Raw genomic sequence first — 21,742 nt, 5'->3', positions numbered from 1 at the left:
GCAAGCAAAGCATAGCCAACGCATATTGCATTGCACAACGTCGTCATGTACTATTCAAAGTTCCCCATTTTGCGCACGCGGATTCCGCGCGAGGTCAATCCGGCCTCGACTGTCCATGCGTCATTCCACGATTTCGTTCCGACAGGCTGGACCAGCCATCATGTCCGCGAGGATCGTCGGCCAACCTGTCGAGGAGAATGTATTGGCAAATCCGGTTCGCGACGATTCAGCATCCCGCGTGATCGCGGTCACCTCAAAGACCGGCCGCCGCACGCCAGCGCCAAAAGGAAAGACCCAGGCGGTCGCAACACCGCTGGACATCGCGTCCATGGCGCGCCAGGACGAGGAGCGTCAACGCCAGATGCGCGCGCTGATCGCGCTTGGCCGTGAGCGCGGCTATCTCACCCACTCGGACATCAACGATCACCTGCCCGACAACTTTACGCAAACTGCTGCGATGGAGACGATCGTCAGCACGTTCAGCGACATGGGGGTGGCCGTGTACGAGCAGACGCCGGACGCGGAGACGCTCCTGTTAAGCGACGCCGCGCCTGCCGCGGCATCCGACGATCAGGCGGACGAGGAAGCAGAAGCTGCACTGTCGACCGTCGATTCCGAATTCGGCCGCACGACTGATCCGGTCCGGATGTACATGCGCGAAATGGGCGCCAGTGAACTGCTGACTCGCGCCGGCGAAATCGAGATCGCAAAACGCATCGAAGGCGGCCTGCAGAACATGATTCAGGCGATCGCCGCGTGTCCGTCAGTCGTGTCCACGATTCTAGCCGATGTGGACCGCATCCTTGCCGGCGAACTGCGTATCGACGAACTGGTCGATGGCATCAGCGACGACGTGAACGAAAGCGAAATGGCGCTAGAGTCCGATGACATTCAAGTGGAAGCAGACCCCTCCGACGATGACCCGGACGGTGATGACGCTGAAACGGACGCCGTGGATCCGGAGAAAGCGAACGCAGCCCGCCTCGAACAACTCACGATCGGCAGTCTTGCGATTTTCGCGCGCGTGCGTGTACTGTTCGAGCAGTTGCCGGATGCACCTGTTACTGGGAAAGCCCGTTCCGCAGCCGTTGCACAACTGCGCTCGGAGATCCAGCGCGAACTAGGACCGATTCGCTTTACGGCCAAGACTATCGACCGCCTGTGTGCCAGTGTGCACGAACAGGTTACTGAGGTTCGAGCGATCGAGCGCAGCATCCTGGAGATCGCCGTCGACCGCTGCGGCATGCCGCGCGAGGCGTTTGTCGAGTCGTTCCCGGGCCACGAGACCGACCTTGAATGGGCCAGCCACATGGCGGCGACTTCGCGGCAGTTTGGCGCGGCGCTCGAGCGACATCTGCCGGCCATTCAGGCCGGCCAACAGAAACTCATCGATATCGAGGCCAGGGTCTCGCTGCCGCTCCAGCAGCTCAAGCGGATCAACCGCCAGATGAGTGCCGCGGAGTTGAAAATGCGGCAGGCCAAGCGGGAGCTGATCGAAGCGAATCTTCGTCTTGTCATTTCAATCGCCAAGAAATACGTGAACCGCGGCATGCAGTTCCTGGATCTGATCCAGGAAGGCAATATCGGCCTGATGAAGGCGGTGGACAAGTTCGAATACCGGCGCGGCTGGAAGTTTTCGACGTACGCCACTTGGTGGGTCCGGCAGGCTGTCACGCGTGCGCTTGCCGATCAGGCGCGCACCATTCGTGTGCCGGTCCACATGATCGAGATGATCAACAAGCTGAATCGGATTTCGCGCGAACTCTTGCAACAGACGGGACAGGAAGCGCATCCCTCCGTCCTCGCCGAGCGCATGGAGATGTCCGAGGAAAAAGTGCGCAGTATCCTCAGGAGCGCGAGGCAACCTGTCTCGCTCGAGACCCCTGTGGGCGACGACGCCGACGCGACGCTCGGTGACATGATTGAGGATGTTTCTGCGAGTTCACCGGCTGAGGCCGCGATTCACGCGAACATGCGCGCCGCGATCGATGAGGCACTCGACGGGTTATCGCCGCGCGAGGCCAAGGTCCTGCGGATGCGATTCGGGCTCGATACGACCTCTGATCGGACGCTTGAAGAGGTCGGCAAGCAGTTCGACGTGACCCGCGAGCGGATCCGTCAGATTGAGAGCAAGGCGATGCGCAAACTGATGCATCCCAGTCGCGCTGACAAGTTGAGGCCCTTTCTCGAGCGCTGAGCAAAGGCGGAGGGGCGCGCCCCCTTTCGGCGCCCTACTCCAGACTTACAGCGATCACGCATCGGCCCGATCGCTGCCCTGACAGGACGCGTTTTGCGGCGCGGAAAACTTACAGCGGTTTGATGTTCGCTGCCTGTTTCCCCTTGGGGCCTTGCTTGACTTCAAAACTGACCTTCTGGCCCTCCTGAAGTGATTTGAAGCCGTTTCCCTGAACCTCGGAGAAGTGCGCGAACAGGTCATCGCCGCCGTCGTCCGGCGTGATGAACCCAAAACCCTTCGCATCGTTAAACCACTTGACGGTACCTGTTGCCATGTTCTGAGTGTTCCAAGGAAGACTAGTTGTAGATGACGCTACCGGCCTGCGCCAGACGTGCGGCTATCTTGTATCACAGGTGAGCCATCGCCGACAATCCAGGTTTTTTCGAACGGCTCCGACGAGCTGTACCATGACGTTGTGCGCGATCTGGCCCCCAATTTTCCCCCTCGAAACCGGTACGCAGACGCTACTGAGCCAGCGGCGCCCCTCGGCTCAGACCAGGCGCTGCGAAATGCGGCCCGCACGATCCTCGGCGGATAGCGGCATCGGGGGACCGCACGGGATACCGTCCAGCCCCCCTGAGCGTTGCGAAGCCGCCGGGACGATCGCCCGGCCCGAACCTATCCTTGTTACATTGCTACTGCCGCCACGAAAGGCGCGAGTGATGACGACAATCTGGACGCTAGCTGCAGATGGCAGCCATGCGCGGATCTTCCAGGCGCATGGGATGGAACGGGATATGGAAGAGATCCAGGACTTTGTCAATCCGCTTGGCCGGGCCAAGGACAGCGAACTGCGTGACGATGCGCAGGGGCGCTTTGCCGGCAAGGGAGAGCCCATGCACTCGATGGCGACGCGGGTCGATCAGGCCGAGAAGGAGCGTGAAGAGTTCGCCCGCATGCTGACCCAGTATCTCGAACAGGCACGCAACGGAGCAGCGCTACGACAAGCTGCGCCTCGCCGCCTCGCCGAAATTCCTCGGCATGCTGCGCGAGCACCTTGGCAAGGAAGTGCAAAAGGTGGTGTTCGAGGAAATCAACGAGGATATGTCCAGGCTGGGCGCGAGCGAAGTGCAGAGCCGTCTCGCCAGCCGCGGAGCTTGGCCGGCGCCCTAGCCGCCTGCCAAGCCGCGCCATGACGCCCTGCCGGCATGGCGCTTAGTCTACTTCCCGCGTATATCTGCAAGGCCATCGGCGTTGTCAACTTGCCGATAGCATTGGGCCACTTCAGTGAATTCGTGCCAGGCAGCGAATCTCGCAGCGAGGTGCTTGCGATAGAGCAAAGCGCGCAGCAGGTACCGTTTCAACGCGAAGTGTTGCCGGATCGGACCGAAGCTATGTACATCGCGCTCTTCAGCAACTTCATTCCATGCGTTGTTCATGAGGCCGTGTACATCCTGGACGGGCTGATCCACAATGGCTCCGACATCCAGCCAACACCATTCATGGCGACACCCAGGCGCAAAGCGGGCCGGTGTTTGGTCTGTCCTACCTGCTGGGCATCAACCTGATGCCGCGCATGCGCAATATCAAGGGACTGGTGCTGTTCAAGGCGGACCGGCGCCGGAAATACGCTCACATCGAGTTCCTTTGCCGCCAGCCCATCGACTGGAATCTGATTCAGCGCCTCTATCCCGACATGCTGCGAGTGGCGGTCTCGATCAAAGCCGGGACAATGACGCCGTCGACCATCCTGCGGCGGCTGGGCTCAGCAAGTGCCAAGAACAAGCTGTACTTTGCATTCCGCGAACTCGGCCGCGTCGTCCGCTGTGACTTGCCTGGCGCGATGCCCTTCGAGTCAAAGCCACCAGATTGTGCGGTCACCGTGTGTGGGAAGGGATCCTTGTTGACCCACACGACGATGTCACCGGGCCAGATGCTAAGCGTCTGCGGTTCGAAACGGGTTCCCTCGATCACCACGGTGTGCATGACGGGCCTGGCGCGGATTGAGCCGCTCATAGGCCGTCGCGGCGTCGAAAGCCATGACCGACTCGGAAAGCCCTACTGTTCGAGCGCTTCATCTCAAAGGAGTTCGGCGAGCCGAGCGCTCGATATCGACGGGGACTTCGAACACCAGCACATACCAGCACATCTATGCACGCCCCATAAGCATAGTGCGGACACCGTGCTATTTCGCCGTGCTGGCCTCGCGCATGCAGAGGCAATTCCGCAATGCGCGCGCGGTGCGCTGGCAGAACCGCGTCTTCGGCAACGTGCTGGTCCCGGTAGGCGCCGCGCTCTTCTTCGTGCGCAGGCAGTCCGCCTGAGTCTTTATGCGGGGGCATGGGCGTGCTGGTGGCACTCGGGCGGCGGGTTTGCTTCAATGAAGGCAGATCGCCATCGCGGAGACGCCCCATGCGCATCTTCCTGACGCCGCTTGCCCAGTCCCACCACCGGCCGGCCCATACAGTGCCGCCGATCGAGGAGCCGCCGCCCCCGGGCATTCCGCCGGACCTGCCGCCGATCGAGCATCCACCGCCACCGGCGGAACCGCCAGTGGCGGTACTGCCGCCATCCTATGAGGAGCGCAGCGCGCGCCGGTATTGAATCGCTTCGCCCACGTTGGCGGCCTGCAGGATCGCGGCGCGGTCGAGATCCGCGATGATGCGGGCGATCTTTAGCACTCAAAAGTACGAAGGGGCGGACCAACGCAGCTTTGTCATGGCCCCGCACAGCAGCGCCTCCGCTTCGGACGCCAGCGGCCAGTGGCCGTCGATCTCGCGCCCCGCGTTGAGTTTGCCCACCGCGCCAGTTGCCGTTCGGGCGCGGCCAGCATGCGGACCTCGGCGCTCGGCTCGCCCGGCGGGCCGTCCAGCATCTCCTCTGACAATGGTGGCCCGGTACCTGGTCTATAAGACCTTCCACTATTGCTGTCACGTCCACGACAATTGATTCGTGCGCAACATGCCCGGATGAAGTACATGAACCTCACCTTTCCCGTCACCGACTGGTTGCTGGGCAACAGCGACCTGCGCAGAGGTCGGTTCGGTCCCCTCTTTTATCGCTACAGTGAGTATGTCAAGGAAGAGCTCCGGCCCATCATCAGCAAGTTCCATAACGACCATTCCCGCATGACCCTGGATGGACCGACGATAAACGCCGCTAGATGGCGGCCTGAGGGCGCGGCAACCACCTGCCATGAGAGATATCCTTACGTTTCACGCAAGCTACCGATGAAAGCCTGTTGCAGGAGCCGGTAGCGGACAAGGCCTCGGTCGCCCGCTTCAGGCGCCATCGTGTGTCACGGGCGATCGATGCAGTCGCCCTCCCGTTCCTACTGGCGTCCTCGGTGTATTGAGTTGCAAAATCGGTTCTAGCAGGAGCGTCGCTGCTGTCATGCACACCCGATCCCGCGAAGTCGCGCTGCCAAGTGCCCGCAACCCGGCCGCAGGCATGGGCGCACCCTGCCGGGCGCACCCAAAGAAAAGGCAGAAGCGAACGCTTCTGCCTTCCCTCGCTGACACACTCCACCGCCCCGGGATGAGAGCCCTTGCCGGCGGCAATGCCAATGCTTAGACGTGTTACGCGCTTGACTTCGAACTCGCTGATGGCGGTTTGCGTAGCGCGGCGGGCCTTCTTGTTCGGGATCAGAAGTTACGGGCGTAGCCGTCCTTCATGCGAACGATGTCACCCAAGCAGCCCAGGCTGATAATTTTTTCCTTGCATCGTATTTTCCTTAGCCGCCTGGGCAATCAGTGCTTGTGCAGGTCCGTGTAGGGCAGCAGCGCGAGGAAGCGCGCGCGCTTGATGGCCGTATCGAGCTGACGCTGATAGTGCGCCTTGGTGCCAGTCAGGCGAGCGGGCGTGATCTTGGCATTGTCGCCGATGAAGTCCTTCAGGGTGTCCAGATCCTTGTAGTCGATCTGTTCCACGCCAGCCACGGTGAAGCGGCAATAGCGCTTGCGCTTGAACAGTGAGCTTTCCTTTTTGAAAGGCTTCTTCTTTTTATCGCTACGTTTGATGAATGCCATGATTCGATCCCCTACCGATGCCTTACATATCAGCGATATGGAAGACGAGAGCCTTGCCGTTGCGGCGCCTGCGAGCCCGCGGCGGTCAGGCCAGGTGCGAAGCGTGAGCGCAGTGCGGGGGAGCCCAGGCCAACTTACAGTAGTACGACTCTCATTGTGCCCGATCGTGGCCGCCATGAAAGCCTGCGCCACAACACTACTTGATGCTCAGGCCGCTACTGGGGTTTCGGCAAGCGACTGGAGTGCGGCCTTGTGGGCTTCTTCGCGCTGCACTTCCTTCATCTTCGGCGACGGCGCGGTTTCGGCGTTCTTGGTCTGGACCATGGGGTGACGCAACACGGCATCGTAGTGACGGGCTACGCCGTCTCGGCCTCCCGCTCGCGGGCGGTGCTGGCGACGGTGCAAGCCTGGTCAATGGGCCGAGGGACCGGCTTCGCCGCGGCCTCAGCCGGCTCGGCCTGCTCCAAGGATGTGGCCGTCACCGCGCTGGTTGTTTTTGGCGACGGACGCAGCCACGCCATCGCCGCCCAGCGCTCGTTGAGGCGAGAGCGAGGCGACAAGGTCGTCGGGGTATGCCGCTGCTGGGCCGCTTTCTCTCGCGGGCGATCCAGATCACGAATCCGGTAGCACATGGGACACCTCCTTTCGGAAGGTGGAGACGAAAACTCGTCCCCACGAGCATCGCTGCATTCCGGCGGGGGCGATCACTTCCAGTATGGAATGTGCACGCGCTGAGCGCCACCCGAACTGGCTGTTTCACCAACCGGGGCACCCGGAGCAGCCATGCCACAGAGCGCGGTACTACGGGATACTGGCCGCTCCTGCCTGCTGGCCACTGCCCTCGCCTACCTGGCGCGGGCCTCCCGGCAGTTGGCCTGCGAGCGCCGCTTTCGGCTTCGGCCCACTCGGCCCGGAACTGCGCCGCGGCGCGCAGCGCGGTCAATTCCGCCTCCAGTCGCGGTATCGCTTCCATCCGCAACTGCGCCTTGGCAATCCAGTACGCCCTTGCGCCATCCTCTCTGCACATTTAGGGGTGATCGTACCTTTCGTGCAAACGCGGGAGGGATAATACAACTATTTGATGCGAAAGGATTTTTAGGCCAACACCGCCATATTTCGCACGAAAGGTACGATCACCCAGCTCACGCAGCGCGCGCCGCTCGCTGGCCTCGGCCCGCTCCTGCGCGATGACGACCTGCTCGCGCGCGCTCCAGCTCGGTCGAGAATTGGGTACGCAGTTCGGCCAGCTGAACTCCCTGACTCCCGCTCTTCGCATCGAGATCCGTGCCATGCGAGTTCAGTGCGGCGTACAGCGAAACGAGTTCACGCGCGTCTCGCGCGCGGGTCGGCTTTGGCGTGTTCGATCGCCGTAAGCGTTTCTGAGTCCAGCGCTGCCTGGGCGTCGGACGAAATGGCAAACAGTTTGCCGTCGATGTCATGGACGTGTACCTGCTCATGGGTGACAGCATCCGTCACCAGCGCGCGGCCGGTCAGCCGCAGGGCGGCTTGGAGATGTGATTGTCCCGAGACGATCCGGTAATTGCGTCCTCCTAATTGTCTCACCACCGCGTCAGTGGGGATCTCGCCGAGCTCGATAGTGCCGAATCCGGGGAGCGACATTTCCTCGATACGATTCTTGATGCATGCGACCATCACGGCCGCGCCGGGGCGCTCGGTTGCCGCAAGCCGTTCATACTGACTGAGGAGGATGTTGGCCTTCTCGATTGAGGGCGTCGTATAGATAAAGGATTGGATGGCGGTCGGCGGGCGAGTCAACCGGGTCGCCATGATCGCGAATGCCCAGTCCCTTTTGAAATTGCAGTGTGGGCAAACCCAGCCGTATTTGGTGGCAATCAGGATGCCAGGGGCGCCACCTTCGACTCCGTGGCGATGATCGGCGCTGTTCCTGCAGATGAAGGCGCGCAGAACCGGGCCGCCGAGGCCGACCTGGTTCTCGTTGAGCTTCTGGACCTGATCGTCGGTGAACGGTGCGCGAATGTAACTCATGGCATTTGAGACGGCAGCTTCCGCGTGGCGTGGCTATCGCCGCGCAGCCGGCACCCGGGGCGCTCGGGAGTCTGTCCGGCGGCTAACAGAAACGCTGGGCGCCAAAACACACTGCGGCCGCCTCCTTGCAGTTTATGCCCGGGAGAAGGTCTATGTTGCTTTGGCCGGGCCCGAACCCATTGTGTGCTGCTCGACCTCAATCCATTCCCAGGAATGGCCGGAATTGCGGTCTCGCGAACGGGCGCTGCAGGCGCAGTACCCCAACCCGCGCACGCTGGGCGCAGCGGGCATCTGGGCGCTCCTGGACGACGCGTTCCACGGCCGGCGGCCGGGGGGGATACCGGCCCCGAAAGCCTGCCGGCATAGCGTGCGAGTGTAGCGCTTCGCACTCGCACGCCAGTTCGTCAGCGATAGACCAATACCGGAATCCGGCAGTGCGTCAGCACCCGTTGCGTCTCACTGCCGACCAGCAGGCTTTCGAGCCCACGTCCTCCGTGCGACGCCATGAAAATGACGTCACATCCATGCTTGGTCGCCGCATCGATGATCCCCTCGTACCGCATTCGAGATCGTCATTTCGGTCTGGCATGTGACGCCTGCTGCCTTGGCTGCCGCCACAACCTCGGCCAGCCTGGTGTTGGCCACTTCTGCCGCACGTCCTTCGAACGCCTTGCGGCTTGCATGCCCGGCATCGCCCGACGACAGACGCGACTGCAGAAACCTCACCAAGCATTTCTAACTCAGCTTTCTGCCAAGCTGAACAGCGTCTTGAGCTCGTCCCCGCTAAGATTACCGATCCACTGTTCGCCCGTGCCGACTGCCAAGTCGGCCAGTTCCCGCTTGGCGCGAATCATGTCATTGATACGCTCTTCAAACGTAGCGCGAGTGATGAATCGGTGGACCTGAACGTTGCGCTGTTGGCCAATGCGATAGACTCGGTCCGTTGCCTGCGCTTCCACCGCTGGATTCCACCATAGATCGTAGTGGATGACGTTGGAGGCCGCGGTCAGATTTAGCCCTGTCCCGCCGGCTTTGAGCGACAGGATAAAAACGCGCTCGGTACGGTCGTTCTGAAATCGCTCGACCATCGCATCTCGTTTGGTTCGCCCGACACCCCCGTGCAGAAATAGCGGATCGCGGCCATATCGCTGTCGCAGCCAACTGCAGAGAAGGTTTCCCATCTCGCGGAACTGGGTGAAGACCAACACCTTTTCGTGGCTGGCGTGGATATCGTCGATGAGCTCGAAGAAACGCTCCGCTTTGCCAGACGCCGCCGCGTCAGCCTGTCCCTGTTTCAAATATTGCGCCGGATGGTTACAGATCTGCTTCAATGCCAGAATCATCTGCAGCACCAGACCTTGGCGCTTGAAGGTGTCGGATTCCCCCGAGATGACTCGCAATCCTTCCTGTACCACCGATTGATACAGCGCCGTCTGAGCCTTGGTCAGCGTGCAGTATTGATCCTGCTCGATCTTGTCGGGCAGATCGCTGATGATGGCCTTGTCGGCTTTCAGGCGTCGCAGCAGGAAGGGGGCCGTGACCCGCTTGAAGCGCTGCACGACATGCTGATCGCGCTGGATCTGAATCGGCATCGCATATTCCCGCGCGAACTGGTTGAGGTTTCCCAGATAGCCCCGGTTGGCGAAGTCCAGGATGCTCCAATACTCGGACAAGCTGTTCTCCACCGGCGTCCCACTCATGGCAATAAAGCTGGTGGCCGGGATCGCCTTCACGGCCTTGGTCTGGGCAGCAGCCGGGTTCTTGATGTTCTGGGCCTCATCCACGACGACGATGCGCCATGCCAAGGCATGGAGGGAAGCAGCAGCCGTACGCGCGATACCGTAGGTCGTCAGCAGGACATCGGGCCGAATCATCGCGAGTTCACGCTTGCTGCCGTGGAAGATGCCAACCTCCAGATTGGGGGCGAAACGCCCAATTTCCTTCTGCCAATTGGTCAACAAACTGGTAGGCACGATGACCAGGGCCTTGGCTTCGTCAAGCGCGCCATCCTCCTTGAGCTTTTGCAGCGTAGCGATGACCTGCAGTGTCTTGCCCAACCCCATGTCATCGGCGATCACGCTGCCCAAACCGATTCGCGCGTTGCGATAAAGCCACGCATAACCCCGCTGCTGGTAAGGGCGTAGGGTGGCGTTGATACCACGAGGCAACGGGACCGTGCCGGCTTCCACCAAATCTTGAATGATCTTGCGGGCCTTGGCATCCAGGCCAACGGTCGTGCCGGCGAATTCGCCTGCGAGGGCAACGCGCAACAGTTCAGCGCCCGAAGGTGCCAATGGCTTAAGGAGTTGGGCACGCAGGCGCTCGATCTCTTTGGGATCCAGATAGACGTACGCCCCTTTGAAACGTACAACGCCTGCGGCATCCTTCACCAACCTTTCAAACTCGGCGCGCGTAATCAGATGGTTACCGACGGCCACTTTCCAGTCGAAGGCAAGAACATCGTCGGCGCAAAAAAATCCCGCAGTATCGGTCGCCGTACCCTTGATCTGCATGGACAGGTGAGGTCGCAGTAGATGGTCGAGCGCCTTCGGTAGCAGCGCGCGAATCCCGAGCAAGCGGATTACCGGCAGCGTCTCAAACAGCAAGGCCGGCAGCTCATCCGCAGCAATCTTGACGGGGGTCTTGGCGCCAGCACTGATATAGGCATTGAGCGGTGGGAAAAACTCGGCCAATAGCGCGATTGTCTGCAGAATGCCAAAACGGGCCTTCGACCAGGCCTCATCGGTCAGAATCACTGCCAGTGGTACAGGTTTCTTCGGCGCTGCCGAACGATGCTCGATCGCGAGTGCCAGCCCGAAACGGCCCGCTTTTGCCTCCTCGAGGCATAGCACCGGTACATGTTCTCGGCGCGCCAGATGGTATCGGGATAGCCAGGTGTGAATGCCGGCGGCGATTTCCCCTTCACCGGGACCGTCGTAGCGGGCTCGGCCGGCGCAGAAGAACAAGGCCATCGTCTTATTCCCGAGGGGCTTTTCGCTGGCGCCATCCGCCCATGCGTGAATGAAGTGATTCAGAAACAGGGAACAGAGGAACGTTGCCTGGGCCTCCTGGGTGAGGACGGCATGCTTCCTTCCCTTCCCGGTCTTGACCAGGCCAGCTGGCAACGCAGTGGCAAGGCGCTGCATGACGGTCGCCACGAAACCATCGAGCGTGGCTGGGAGCCAGCGCAGCAAGACAGTGTCGGTATCCTCCAAGAGGATTTGCGGGATTACCGCGCCATGCGCGATCAACTGCAGTGCCAGCAGGCGCACGTGGAACAGCGCGGCAACCTCGGGCTGCACGTCTGGCAGATTGCTCACATCGACGTGAGCCAGTGCCGCTTCCAGCGCTTCGATGGTGGTGATGTCCTTCGTGCCGAACACCGACGGGTGCAATCTTGCGTCCAGTTCAATCCCCGGCCGGTCATCACCGGAGAACGTGAGGCGCTGCGCGTCGATGGCACCGGCGCGGGAATCCATGGCTTGTCGCGCGGCCTTGCTCGAGCGTGCCAGAAGACGCCGCAATGTCTCGCGAAAATCTCCGTTGGGAAAGAACGTGGGTTGGGCCGGCAGCACGTGTAGTAGTGGACCGGCCAGGTCCGGAATCCCGGAGAAATCAAGCTGATCAAGTGCAGTAAGATCCCCCGCATCAGCTCGGGCCTCTGAGGCTGTCGGCAGCAGCTCGGTCAATGAGGGCAGCACAGCGCCACCTGCCGGCTCCAGATGGATGTCGCGCGACTTCAAGGCTTTCGCTAGGTCGACGCCTCTCAATGCAAACACCAGGAACGGATTGCCGTCAATTTCCCGGCTCAGGAGGTAAATCACAGCAGCCAGGTGCTTGCAAGGCACGGCCCAATCGGGGCAGGAGCATTGCATATCGAGGTCCTTCCAGCGGGCGGGGAAGACGGAAATCCCAAGATCGCGCGCGTGGTCCAGCACCGACGGATCCAGTTCCCGGTTGAGCATCCGGGCGATCAGGGTGGGCTCCGCGGCGATGGCGTCCAGAAGCCGTGCGGAATCCTTGGCGGAAAGCGGCGGCACCGTGATCGTTACCTGGTAGGGACGTGGCCGGGAGCCCTGTACCTGGGCGTGGATCGTCCCGGCCCCGACGACAAGATCCTTGACCGCCCCTTTGTTCGCGTAGGTCCGCCCGCGCGGCAGACGATTGTCGTAGTCGATGTATGTCAGGGCACTGAGCCATTGCTCGCCCCACCACGTTCTACCGAAGGACTGTCGCACCACTGGCCGGAATCTCTTCAAGGTTCGGTGGATGTTCTGATCTGGGGGGAATCCGCTATCCCAATCGGTGCCATTCCCCGGCGGCGGATCAAAGCACCCCGCCGCCTCCAGTTCCTCCATGGTCAACCCGTACTCGGCCACCTGGGCCTGGATCCAGCGGATCGCCTTCGCCCGCTCATTGTTGACTGTCATCGTTGTCGTCACTGCTGTCGCTGCCGTCATCCGGGGCGGGGGCGGCCGCAGACGCACCCTGATCCTCATCCAGTTTTTCGCCCGGCTTGTCGCTCGGCTTCCCGGTCGGCGCCGGCCCCCCCGCCTTACGCCGCCGTCCCGCCCGGGCGGCGCCACCCGCAATTCTGCCAGGAGCTGTCGCGCGAGCGCCGCATCGGCTTCGGCGCGCTCGGCGCGGCGCGGCGCCGCGGCCAGCTCGCCCTGTCTGGTTTCCAGATCGCTGCTTGCGTTCCGCTGCGCATGCTCTGCGGTGGCGAGTTCCGCCGCTCGCTGGTCGCGCGACATAACCGGCAATTATCTCTAAACCCAGGGTTGGGAGATGAATCAGGAGCCGAAAGCCGTGACGGCCCCTCAGACACGTCGCCTGACCGCGCTAGGCGTTCGACGTCCAATCGTCGTCGGTTGGCGCTAGGCCAATTTGATTGGCCGTCAGATAGGGGCCCAATTCGGGAAAGTCGAACAGCGGAGTTGGCATACCTGCTGGCACCAGTTGCGCACGGTCATCGAAGATCGCGACGCTGGGCTCACCCGCCAGGCGCGACTGAAAATACAAGCCGTCGATCCGAGGAAATGCCGCATGCAATGCCGAACTCCACAGGTTCGGGCCAAGGTAGTCGGTGACCGAAAACACTCGAGCGTCCATGCCAAGGGTAGTCAGCGGACCGGTAAGATCAGCGAGCACTAGAGGCCGGCGATCGGCCACGGCGAGCCGGCAAACGCATCGGCTGCTCAGTTCATGCTCATCGAGCAGTAGCGGCAGACGTTGTCCCTGGAAGCGCTCCCGAATGACCGCTTCGGCCATGCACGCGGTAAAGCTGGGAGCTGCATAGAGGACGCCGAACTCGCCGCCTGCCGCATCGAACCGGTAATGGGTTACGCCCGGCGCGCGGCGATTGTAGTAAATAGGGTCCAGGTGCGCGCGATGGATCCGCCAGAGCGCTACCCTCTCGAGATCGAGCATCTTTGTGGCAAGCCGACGGTCGGCCAGGTCGGCCGGCGGCAGCGGACAACCCAATTCTTCTGCACTAAAGGTCATGCGGCGCCCTGCTCGTCGCGGTACCGCGCGTCGACGAGCCGCACAACGGCGTCTATCGGGGCCGCAGCGTCGGCGATCCAATCCGCCGGCGTGCGTCCCTCCAGGCCCTCTTGTGGGCGATGCAGAAAATTATGGATAACCCAACTGCTCGCTCCCGCAGCCACGAACGGTGCAAGCACCGCGGCCAGCCGCTCGGAATCGACGTGGAACTGCCACGACGGATAGCGAAATCCTCGCTCGCGCCCCGGCAGCACGAGGGCATAGAGGCGCCCCGCCTGGCGGTCCTGGTTGATGGCGCGGTCCGAACGTCCCGCATAAAGCGCGGCGTCCTTAAGAGACAGGTTTTCCGGCTGTTCCCACTCCCGTGCGGCTGCCAGCCGACCACGTTCGCGCGCCTCCTGCAGCGGATCGGAATGTGCAGCCCCGCCGGCATGTTCCGCAGGCTCTCCGGCAGCAACAGAACGATGCTCGCGCAACGGACGATTCGGCTTCGCAAAGATGCGAACGATCCTGCCAAGTGCAGCGTCCAGTTCGTGCTGGACCTCGACGGACAACGCGACCTCACGGGACGCGTCGTTGACGAGAGCCACAGCGGTCTCAACTAGCTCACGGGGCGTGGCGAGTTGCTGCTCGCGCGCTGCCGCAGACGATGCCGCACGCCGAGCGCGGGCCCGGCTAATCGGAAGCTGCGCAGATTCGAATCGGACGGGGCCGGCGGCGAAACGCGCGCGAAGAGGAATACGGCGGTGTACGGTCATGAACCCATTTTAGTTCATGAAGTTCATGACGCCAACCACTTTGCAGTCCGGAGGTCGCGCCGTGCGCCTGGCGTTCGGCGTCCAAGTCTGCATGCACCGCCTCCACGTGCTACCGACCCGCGATAAGGACAACGTTATCGCACCTTATCGCCGCCCCTAGGGCAAGCCGGCGTCACAAGCTTTTCACCTCTGTACCTTGCTAGGCAAGGTGCAGAATACGCCGCTTACGAATGATATGCCGTTCAAGCGCTCGCCATGGTTGCTCTCGTGTAACGTGTTGGTAGACCGAATTGCATGAGCGCCAAGGTCAGGCCATCTTTGGAAGCTGATCCCGCACAGGACTGAACTAGTCGCTACCCGAGACCAGAAGGCGAACCGGGCTGCTGCAGTCCATGTAGCTAAATTTGGCGAGATATGAACGTAAATTGTCATTCATGCCACTAGTTCGTTCAAGCCGCGCTCCCTATCCTGTGCTCGGTGAATCGTGGCCCGACAGGGGCATAGTCCGCCAGAAACTTCCACTTACTGTGAGATAGAAATTGAAAGAAAAGCTACTGGTGCTCCGCGCCGATTTTACTCAAGCCTCGGACACAGCCAGCTAATGGACATGGACCGCTACGACAAACAAATCCTTGACATCCTGCAGGAAGACGCCACGGTCTCCGTAACGGAAATTGGGGACCGCGTCGGCCTGACCTCGACGCCGTGCTGGCGTCGCATCCAAAAGCTGGAAGAGGCCGGCATCATTCGCAAACGGGTTGCATTGCTGGACGCAGACGCGTTGAACGCCGGTGTCACAGTCTTTGTCTCAGTGCGTACCAGCCAGCACAACCTGAAATGGATCAAGCTGTTCCATGGATTGGTGGCATCGATCCCGGAGGTGACCGAGTTTTACCGGATGGCCGGCGACACCGATTACCTGCTGCGTGTGGTAGTACCGGATATCGCGGCCTATGATCGCGTTTATAAGAAGCTGATCCAAGGGGCGGAGCTTGCCGATGTTAGCTCCAGCTTTGCGATGGAACAGATCAAGTACACCACTGCCCTACCATTGGATTACGCGTAAGCGCGCACCGGTCATCCATGGACTGGCGAAGAGCCTACCATCTCACACGTATAGGTGGCTCGGTTGGATGGACACCCCCCGTGCCACCATAAAATAGCGCAAGAGCAACTGGGATCCGGCATTGGCCGGAATCAATGCAGCGCAGATGTACTGAATTGTCGTCTGTAGTATCCGGGACTCGTTCCGAGCCGGATCCGGAAGTGATTGCGCAGCGTGGCTGCGGCACCGAACCCCACTTGCACCGCGATGTCATCCACGGATGCATCGGTCTCTTCGAGCAACACCCTCGCGCGGCTTAAACGCTCTATCAGCAACCACTCGCCAGGCGGCATACCCACCATACTGACAAAGTGACGCTGGAACGTGCGGGCACTCATTGCGGCTTGCCTTGCCATCCTGGCAATCGGCCAGTCTTCGTCCAATCTTGCGCGCACCGCGTCCACCAGGGGCGCCAACGAAGCATTGCTGCGCTTCGAAACCGGCTCGGCAATGTACTGGGCTTGGCCGCCTTCACGGTGTGGCGGCATGACAAGTCGGCGTGCGACCTGATTGGCCGCGCGAGGCCCAAAGTCCCGGCGGATCAGATGCAGGCACAGATCGATTCCGGCTGCACTTCCGGCCGACGTCAGGACATCGCCGGCATCGACGTAGAGGACATCTGCCTCCACCTGGATTTCCGGATATCGCTCCACTAGTGTTGCCGCGTGACGCCAGTGCGTCGTCGCGCGCTTACCGTCGAGCAATCCTGCAGCGGCCAATACAAAGGCACCCGTGCAGATCGACATGATTCTCGCGCCTCGCTTGTTCGCCTTTCGCAAAGCCAGGCAGAGCTCCGGTGGCACAACTGCTTCAATATCCCGCCAGCCCGGGATGATGATCGTCTTCGCCTTCAACAGAAGTTCAAGGCCACCGTCAGCCTGTACTTGGATGCCACCCGGCCCGCGCAACGTCCCCAACTCGGCCGAACACGTCGCAAAGCGATACCACGTGCTTCCCATTTCCGGTCTGGGCAAACCGAACACTTCAACGGCGCAGCCGAATTCAAAGAGGCTCAGGCCGTCGTAGACGACGACTGCGACAAGTCCCCCATTGGCGCCCGATTTCGATTCGTTTCTTGCCACGATGCAAATAGAAATAGGAATTGATGCCGTCTCGCCGGATTTTGCGCCCTCTGCATCGCGTCTCGCAAGCGTCGAGACGGGTCAGTTTTGACAGCGCCGAGAGCATACCAGCCTGCTCGTCGGCGCTGTGGACATCATGCGGCGCACTTTGGCATGATCGAGACTAAAAGTGTCGTTGGTGCCACTAGTCGTTAGACGCTCGCTCCCTATTCATTGCTTGCTGGATCGCGGTTCGACTTTATTGGCGGGACTCCACGTGCTTCGAGAAATGGTCTTCACCCCGCCTTGTGCCGGTCAACGGCGACACCGGCGGCGCGTCGAAGGCACGAACCTCCGGCGGTTCTCCGTTGGACCACGGCGCGATCTCAACCAGTGCGGAATGCGCGCTGCACCCTTGGGCCAGGCGGGACGTGCCGCGGTCGATTGTCAGGACGTTGGGATTGCCGTGGCGCTCAAGCGAACTGTCGCTCGCATCGAACCAGGCACCGGTCGACATCACTACGACTCCTCGTATCAGCGTATCGTCAAGACGAGCGCCGGCCAGGCATGCCCCGCGCTCGTTGAACACGCGTACGATCTCGTTCTGCACAATGCCGCGCTCCGCCGCGTCCATCGGGTGTATATGGACTGCCTGCCGGCCGCTGACCTTCAGTGACACGGAGTGGCTACCCGCGTCCAACTGGGAGTGCAGTTTGTCCGCCGGCTGGGACGTGATCAGGTGCAAAGGCCAGCGCTGGGCTGCGGCATCTCCAAGCCATTCGGCGGGTGGCAGCCAGGACGGATGGGGAGGACAATCCTGATAGCCGAATTCGCCAATGCGCCGGGAGTAGAGCTCGATCTTGCCGCTGGGTGTACTCAGGGGACTGCCCTGTGGATCGGCACGGAAGTCCGAGAACAGCACAAACGGCGTGACCGGCTCCGGCAAGCCGGTGTACCCCTCCTCCCAGAACTGTTCAAACGGCGGCGCTTCGAAGCCTGCCTCGGCCCAGCGTTCCACCATGCAGTCATAGATATGGCGAATCCACGCAGATTCGTCGCGGCCTTCAGTAAACGCGAATTCGCAGCAGGCGCGCAGTGCCAGGTCTCGATAGATGTCGAAGTCGTTGCGGCTGCTGTACTGAGGCGGCAGCGCCTGATGCATTGCCAGCACGTAGCGGTCTCTTGACGAGCCTCCGATGTCATTGCGCTCCAGCGTCGTGGTGGCCGGAAGAACAATATCCGCGCGCCGGGCGGTGGGCGTCCACCAGCTGTCGTGCACCACGATCGTCTCCGGCACCTGCCAGGCGCGCGCGAGCCGGTTCAGGTCCTGATGGTGGTGGAACGGGTTGCCGCCGGCCCAGTACACCATGCGAATATCCGGATAGATGCCTTCGCGGCCGTTGAAGTCGTAGCGCTGCCCCGGGTTCAGCAGCATGTCAGAAATACGCGCGACCGGGATCGAGCTGCGCGCAGGATTGGCACCCGCGCCCATTTCCGGTGCCGCGACGTCGGGCCGTGGCGTCCCCGCGCCGTTGATGGAGCCATGCCCGAACGCGAAGCCGCCGCCCGGCAGGCCGATCTGGCCGAGCATCGACGCCAGGGCGATACTGGCCCAGTATGGCTGTTCGCCGTGGTGCGCGCGCTGCAACGACCACGTGCAATTCAGCATCGTGCGCTGCCCGGCAGCTTCCGTGGCCAGTTCGATGATGGTCGCGGCCGGCACCGCGCAGATCGATTCCGCCCAGCGGGCGTCCTTGGCCTGGCCGTCGTCGCGGCCCAGCAGGTAGGCCGCGAACGCGTCAAAGCCCTCGCAATGGCTCGACAGAAAATCCGCGGCGTGCAGGCCGCGCGTCAGCAGCGTGTGCGCGATGCCAAGCATCAGCGCGGTGTCGGTGTTGGGCCGGATCGGCACCCATCGGGCCTGCAGGCCGTCGGGTATGTCAGCGCGGGTCGGGCTGACTACTACGAATTTCACCCGCGAGCGCTTTGCATGTTCTATCCACTCTCGCGAGCTGTGCGCACCGGCGCCGCCGGAAGTGATCTGGGTGTTGCGCAAGGGCAGGCCGCCAAAGGCGATGAACAGCTCCGTGTGTTCAAGAATGCTGCGCCAGTCGGTCACTCTTCCCGTGACCGGCTTGTAGGTGCCGATCACATGGGGCAGCAGGAACTGCGCGGCGCCCCAACTGTAGTTGCCCGCCTGCGTGGTGCAGCCCCCGCCCGCGAACAGGAAGCGGTGTGTCAGCGTGCGGGCATGATGCAGGCGCCCGGCGGAGGACCATCCGTAGGAACCGCCAAAGACGGATGCATCGCCATGGTCGCCGCGCACCCGTGCCAGCTCGCCGGCCACCAGGTCCAGCGCGGTGTCCCAATCCACCTCGACGAACTCGTCATTGCCCCGCTCGCCGCGCTGCGCGCGCTCGCGCTTGCGCAGCCAGCCGCGCCGCACCGCAGGCCGGCGGATGCGCAGGGGGGAATGCACCATGCCCGGCATGGATTGCAGGATCGGTGAAGGTGCGCTGTCGCAGGGAAACGGCTCGCACGCGACGAGTTTTCCGCCTTCTACGACCGCCGTATATGCACCCCAGTGCGAAAGCGTGGGAAAGCGGCTGCGAGTATCGGCTGCAGCAAGCTTCGTTGTCATGTTGGTCTCCTCCACCGGAATACAGACGCCCGCTATGGGCGGCGCAAGCACCCAATGTTGGGCCGGCCGCGCGAGCATTTTTTTCTCTTTTGGATGAGATACTCAAGTGGAATGAGATGAATTTTCTCCGCACGCATCCCTAAGCTGATCGACATTCCAGCGGCGATCACCACACGAAAGCCGCACCGCTCAGCTACGGAGATTCGATGAAAGAAAGCACTCAGTTAGTATGCGCCGGCCGTCACCCGGCACGTTTCGGCGGGGTCGTCAACACGCCGATCTTCAGGGCATCGACCATCCTTGCCGGGTCAATGGCCGAATGGGAGGAAATGAAGCGCGCCCGCGCTGCGGAAGAGCCTGGTGCGACGACCTACGGCCGCTACGGCACGCCCACCACCCACGCGCTGGAAGAAGCCGTTGCCGCGCTGGAAGGCGGATACCGGTCGCTGGTGTTTCCATCCGGCCTCGCGGCGATCAGCACCGCGCTGACGGCGCTGCTGTCGGCCGGTGACCACGTGCTGATCACCGACAGCGCCTATTCGCCAACTCGCGCTTTCCTGGAGCGCGTCCTGACGCGGTTCGGCGTCGAAGTCGAGACCTACGATCCCGTCGGCAGCACGCCGATCGAGTCATTGCTACGACTCAACACGCGTGTCGTATACGTCGAATCACCGGGGTCAGAGACGTTTGAGATTCAAGACATAGCGGCCATTTCGGCGGCCGCACATCGACATGGCGCCGTCGTGGTCATGGACAACACGTGGGGAACGCCGCTCTTCTTCAAGCCTTTCGCCCACGGCGTCGACGTTTCGATCCAGGCCGCCACCAAGTACATCGTCGGCCATTCCGACGCCATGCTCGGCGTGGTCACATGCAATCGGGATACCTGGCCGCTGATCAAGCAGACCACGCAGGACATGGGACAGACCGCGGGGCCGGACGACATCTACCTGGCACTGCGCGGCCTGCGCACGATGGCGGTGCGGCTCCAGCGCCACTGGGAATCCGGACTGCGCGTCGCCCAATGGCTTGAGCGCCAGCCGCAGGTCGAGGCAGTGCTGCATCCCGCGCTGCCGTCCCATCCCGGCCACGTGCTGTGGAAGCGCGACTTCACCGGTGCCTGCGGCCTGTTTTCCGTAGTGCTGCGCACGAGCTCGAAAGCATCACTCGCCGCCTTCATCGACGCACTGGAGCACTTTGGCCTGGGGGTTTCCTGGGGCGGCTATGAAAGCCTCGCCATCCCGTTCACGCCGGGAAAGAACTGCACCGGCGCGCGCTGGCCGCATCAAGGGCAAGCCGTGCGCCTGCATGTGGGTCTCGAAGACCCGCAAGACCTCATCGACGATCTGCAGCGCGGCCTGATGGCGCTTTCCGCGCATGAATCCAGCGGGGAGGCCTTGCAGGACGCCCAGGCCGACCAAGCTTGCCCGACCTGAACGACAACGCAGCCTAAAGCCGGGTGTTTCCGGCACTTACCCCTCCCCTACACGAATCCACGACGGAGACAGACATGAGCAAGATGAAGATTGAAGGGTCCTTTGTTGCCCTGATCACGCCCTTTGCCAAGGACGGCAGCCCGGACTTCGGCGCCTTTCGCGAACTGCTGGATTTCCAGGAGCGCCACGGCACCTCGGCGGTACTGATCATGGGATCCACAGGCGAGGTCTCGATGCTTTCGCAAAAAGAGCGCGAGGCCATCATCGTGGAAACCGCGAAGATGAAGACCGGCAAGATGAAGCTGTTCTATGGCTGCACCGGCAACAACACCCAGACCACCAAGGACTACCTGCGCTTTGCCAGGGCCAACGGCGCGGATGGCGCCATCATCGCCGCGCCCGCCTACATCTGCGCGCCGGAGGCCGATATCGAAAGCTACTTCCTGGAAGTGGCCGACGAGACCGACCTGCCCCTCGGCATCTACAACAACCCGCCGCGCGTGAAGACCGACCTGCATTGGGACAGCCTGCTGCGCATCTTCAGGCATCCCAACTATGTCGTCCACAAGGAGTCGACGACGCGCGTGGGACAGGTAGCGCAAGTGCTGCGCGGCGCGCCGGACGTCTCGGTGATGTGCTGCGACTCGCCCAACCTTGGCCTGGTCGTTCCAACCATGAGCCTGGGCGGCCATGGCACCGCGAACATGACCGGCAATATCGCCCCGGCGGAGCTGACGCAGATCTCGCGTCCGTGGACATCCCCCGACACCGCGGCCGGCTTCCACCAGGCCTACCTGCAGAACCTGCAGTTGCTGCACTACGCCTACTCGGCCATCAACCCGGTAGCGATCAAGTCGCTGATGAAGGCGGTGGGCCTGCCTTCGGGCGAACTGCGCAAGCCGCTCACCGGACTGGAAGGCGAGCCCCTGCTGCGCGGCCTGCGCGTCATCAAGGAGCTTGAACTCGACCGGAAGTACGGCTGGTCGTCGCCGCTGCTCAAGGCCGTCTGAACCGAACCGGGAGCG

At 62.1% G+C, this 21,742-nt stretch carries 16 protein-coding genes and 7 pseudogenes; 9 read left to right on the top strand and 14 right to left on the bottom strand.

The genetic code is table 11. From position 1 onward, the window contains the following. Positions 1 to 160 precede the first annotated feature (160 nt). Positions 161 to 2,197: an RNA polymerase sigma factor RpoD gene (rpoD, locus tag E0W60_RS29290; RefSeq protein WP_135706493.1), complete on the top strand. Its 2,037-nt coding sequence runs from the start codon at positions 161 to 163 to the stop codon at positions 2,195 to 2,197. Between the two features lie 109 nt (positions 2,198 to 2,306). On the opposite strand, the gene E0W60_RS29285 is transcribed toward rpoD, so the two are convergent. Further along, a complete protein-coding gene (locus E0W60_RS29285; RefSeq protein ID WP_013954359.1) occupies positions 2,307 to 2,510 on the bottom strand; it encodes a cold-shock protein in 204 nt (67 codons plus the stop codon). Between the two features lie 388 nt (positions 2,511 to 2,898). Between E0W60_RS29285 and E0W60_RS38410 the strand changes: the two genes are divergently transcribed. Next, the gene (locus tag E0W60_RS38410) at positions 2,899 to 3,372 is read left to right on the top strand and encodes a host attachment protein (RefSeq protein ID WP_431189928.1); all 474 of its coding nucleotides are present in this window, start codon (positions 2,899 to 2,901) and stop codon (positions 3,370 to 3,372) included. Positions 3,373 to 3,396: 24 nt separating this feature from the next. On the opposite strand, the gene E0W60_RS29275 is transcribed toward E0W60_RS38410, so the two are convergent. Next, positions 3,397 to 3,615 (bottom strand): hypothetical protein, encoded by a 219-nt coding sequence (locus tag E0W60_RS29275; protein ID WP_431189934.1) that lies wholly within the window; start codon positions 3,613 to 3,615, stop codon positions 3,397 to 3,399. On the opposite strand from E0W60_RS29275, the pseudogene E0W60_RS29270 reads away from it, so the two are divergent. From E0W60_RS29270 to E0W60_RS29260, 3 genes and pseudogenes are all read left to right on the top strand, one after another. Continuing rightward, a pseudogene (locus tag E0W60_RS29270) lies at positions 3,574 to 4,001 on the top strand (Tn3 family transposase); the annotation flags it as partial. The gene E0W60_RS29275 and the pseudogene E0W60_RS29270 overlap by 42 nt on opposite strands. A gap of 364 nt (positions 4,002 to 4,365) precedes the next feature. Next, positions 4,366 to 4,500, top strand: a pseudogene (locus E0W60_RS37695) (lysine transporter LysE); the annotation flags it as partial. A gap of 88 nt (positions 4,501 to 4,588) precedes the next feature. Next, entirely contained in the window at positions 4,589 to 4,780 is a 192-nt protein-coding gene (locus E0W60_RS29260; RefSeq protein ID WP_135706492.1) for a hypothetical protein, read from the top strand. Here the strand turns inward: E0W60_RS29260 and E0W60_RS38405 are convergent. Next, positions 4,750 to 4,857: a hypothetical protein gene (locus tag E0W60_RS38405; RefSeq protein ID WP_431189927.1), complete on the bottom strand. Its 108-nt coding sequence runs from the start codon at positions 4,855 to 4,857 to the stop codon at positions 4,750 to 4,752. The two genes, E0W60_RS29260 and E0W60_RS38405, sit on opposite strands and share 31 nt — an antisense overlap. A 199-nt stretch (positions 4,858 to 5,056) precedes the next feature. On the opposite strand from E0W60_RS38405, the pseudogene E0W60_RS37685 reads away from it, so the two are divergent. Continuing rightward, positions 5,057 to 5,433, top strand: a pseudogene (locus E0W60_RS37685) (hypothetical protein); the annotation flags it as partial. Between the two features lie 325 nt (positions 5,434 to 5,758). On the opposite strand, the pseudogene E0W60_RS37680 reads toward E0W60_RS37685, so the two are convergent. From E0W60_RS37680 to E0W60_RS29205, 9 genes and pseudogenes are all read right to left on the bottom strand, one after another. Next, a pseudogene (locus E0W60_RS37680) lies at positions 5,759 to 5,904 on the bottom strand (50S ribosomal protein L9); the annotation flags it as partial. A gap of 21 nt (positions 5,905 to 5,925) precedes the next feature. Then, a complete protein-coding gene (gene rpsR, locus E0W60_RS29245) occupies positions 5,926 to 6,204 on the bottom strand; it encodes a 30S ribosomal protein S18 (protein ID WP_039015607.1) in 279 nt (92 codons plus the stop codon). Between the two features lie 207 nt (positions 6,205 to 6,411). Further along, positions 6,412 to 6,549: pseudogene (locus E0W60_RS29240) on the bottom strand (30S ribosomal protein S6); the annotation flags it as partial. A gap of 769 nt (positions 6,550 to 7,318) precedes the next feature. Next, positions 7,319 to 7,460, bottom strand: a pseudogene (locus tag E0W60_RS38400) (DNA-binding protein); the annotation flags it as partial. Between the two features lie 67 nt (positions 7,461 to 7,527). Beyond that, entirely contained in the window at positions 7,528 to 8,211 is a 684-nt protein-coding gene (locus E0W60_RS29230; protein WP_135706491.1) for a hypothetical protein, read from the bottom strand. A 404-nt stretch (positions 8,212 to 8,615) separates the two neighbouring features. Continuing rightward, positions 8,616 to 8,916: pseudogene (locus E0W60_RS29225) on the bottom strand (universal stress protein); the annotation flags it as partial. A gap of 35 nt (positions 8,917 to 8,951) precedes the next feature. Next, the gene (locus E0W60_RS29220; protein WP_240746075.1) at positions 8,952 to 12,965 is read right to left on the bottom strand and encodes a DEAD/DEAH box helicase; all 4,014 of its coding nucleotides are present in this window, start codon (positions 12,963 to 12,965) and stop codon (positions 8,952 to 8,954) included. An 88-nt stretch (positions 12,966 to 13,053) separates the two neighbouring features. Further along, positions 13,054 to 13,716 carry an RES family NAD+ phosphorylase gene (locus tag E0W60_RS29210; protein WP_135706490.1) on the bottom strand — a complete coding sequence of 221 codons (663 nt, stop codon included), beginning with the start codon at positions 13,714 to 13,716 and terminating at the stop codon, positions 13,054 to 13,056. Next, positions 13,713 to 14,306: a hypothetical protein gene (locus tag E0W60_RS29205; protein ID WP_135706489.1), complete on the bottom strand. Its 594-nt coding sequence runs from the start codon at positions 14,304 to 14,306 to the stop codon at positions 13,713 to 13,715. Before E0W60_RS29205 ends, E0W60_RS29210 begins: the two co-directional genes overlap by 4 nt. A gap of 775 nt (positions 14,307 to 15,081) precedes the next feature. Here E0W60_RS29205 and E0W60_RS29200 point away from each other — a divergent pair. Further along, a complete protein-coding gene (locus tag E0W60_RS29200; RefSeq protein WP_116323418.1) occupies positions 15,082 to 15,540 on the top strand; it encodes an Lrp/AsnC family transcriptional regulator in 459 nt (152 codons plus the stop codon). Positions 15,541 to 15,671: 131 nt separating this feature from the next. Here E0W60_RS29200 and ftrA read toward each other — a convergent pair whose 3' ends face one another. Beyond that, positions 15,672 to 16,661, bottom strand: coding sequence for a transcriptional regulator FtrA (gene ftrA / locus E0W60_RS29195; RefSeq protein WP_135706488.1), 990 nt, complete (start codon positions 16,659 to 16,661; stop codon positions 15,672 to 15,674). Between the two features lie 238 nt (positions 16,662 to 16,899). Further along, on the bottom strand, positions 16,900 to 19,281 hold the full coding sequence (locus E0W60_RS29190) for a molybdopterin guanine dinucleotide-containing S/N-oxide reductase (protein WP_135707077.1): 2,382 nt from the start codon (positions 19,279 to 19,281) through the stop codon (positions 16,900 to 16,902). A gap of 206 nt (positions 19,282 to 19,487) precedes the next feature. Between E0W60_RS29190 and metC the strand changes: the two genes are divergently transcribed. Beyond that, a complete protein-coding gene (gene metC / locus E0W60_RS29185) occupies positions 19,488 to 20,717 on the top strand; it encodes a cystathionine beta-lyase (protein ID WP_135706487.1) in 1,230 nt (409 codons plus the stop codon). A gap of 74 nt (positions 20,718 to 20,791) precedes the next feature. Next, positions 20,792 to 21,727, top strand: a complete 936-nt coding sequence (locus E0W60_RS29180) for a 4-hydroxy-tetrahydrodipicolinate synthase family protein (RefSeq protein WP_135706486.1) — start codon at positions 20,792 to 20,794, stop codon at positions 21,725 to 21,727. Positions 21,728 to 21,742: the final 15 nt, after the last annotated feature.

This window comes from Cupriavidus oxalaticus (genome assembly GCF_004768545.1).
Lineage (GTDB): Bacteria > Pseudomonadota > Gammaproteobacteria > Burkholderiales > Burkholderiaceae > Cupriavidus > Cupriavidus oxalaticus_A.
The sequence above is the reverse complement of the archived record's forward strand: the minus strand, read 5'-3'. Positions and strand labels throughout refer to the sequence as shown.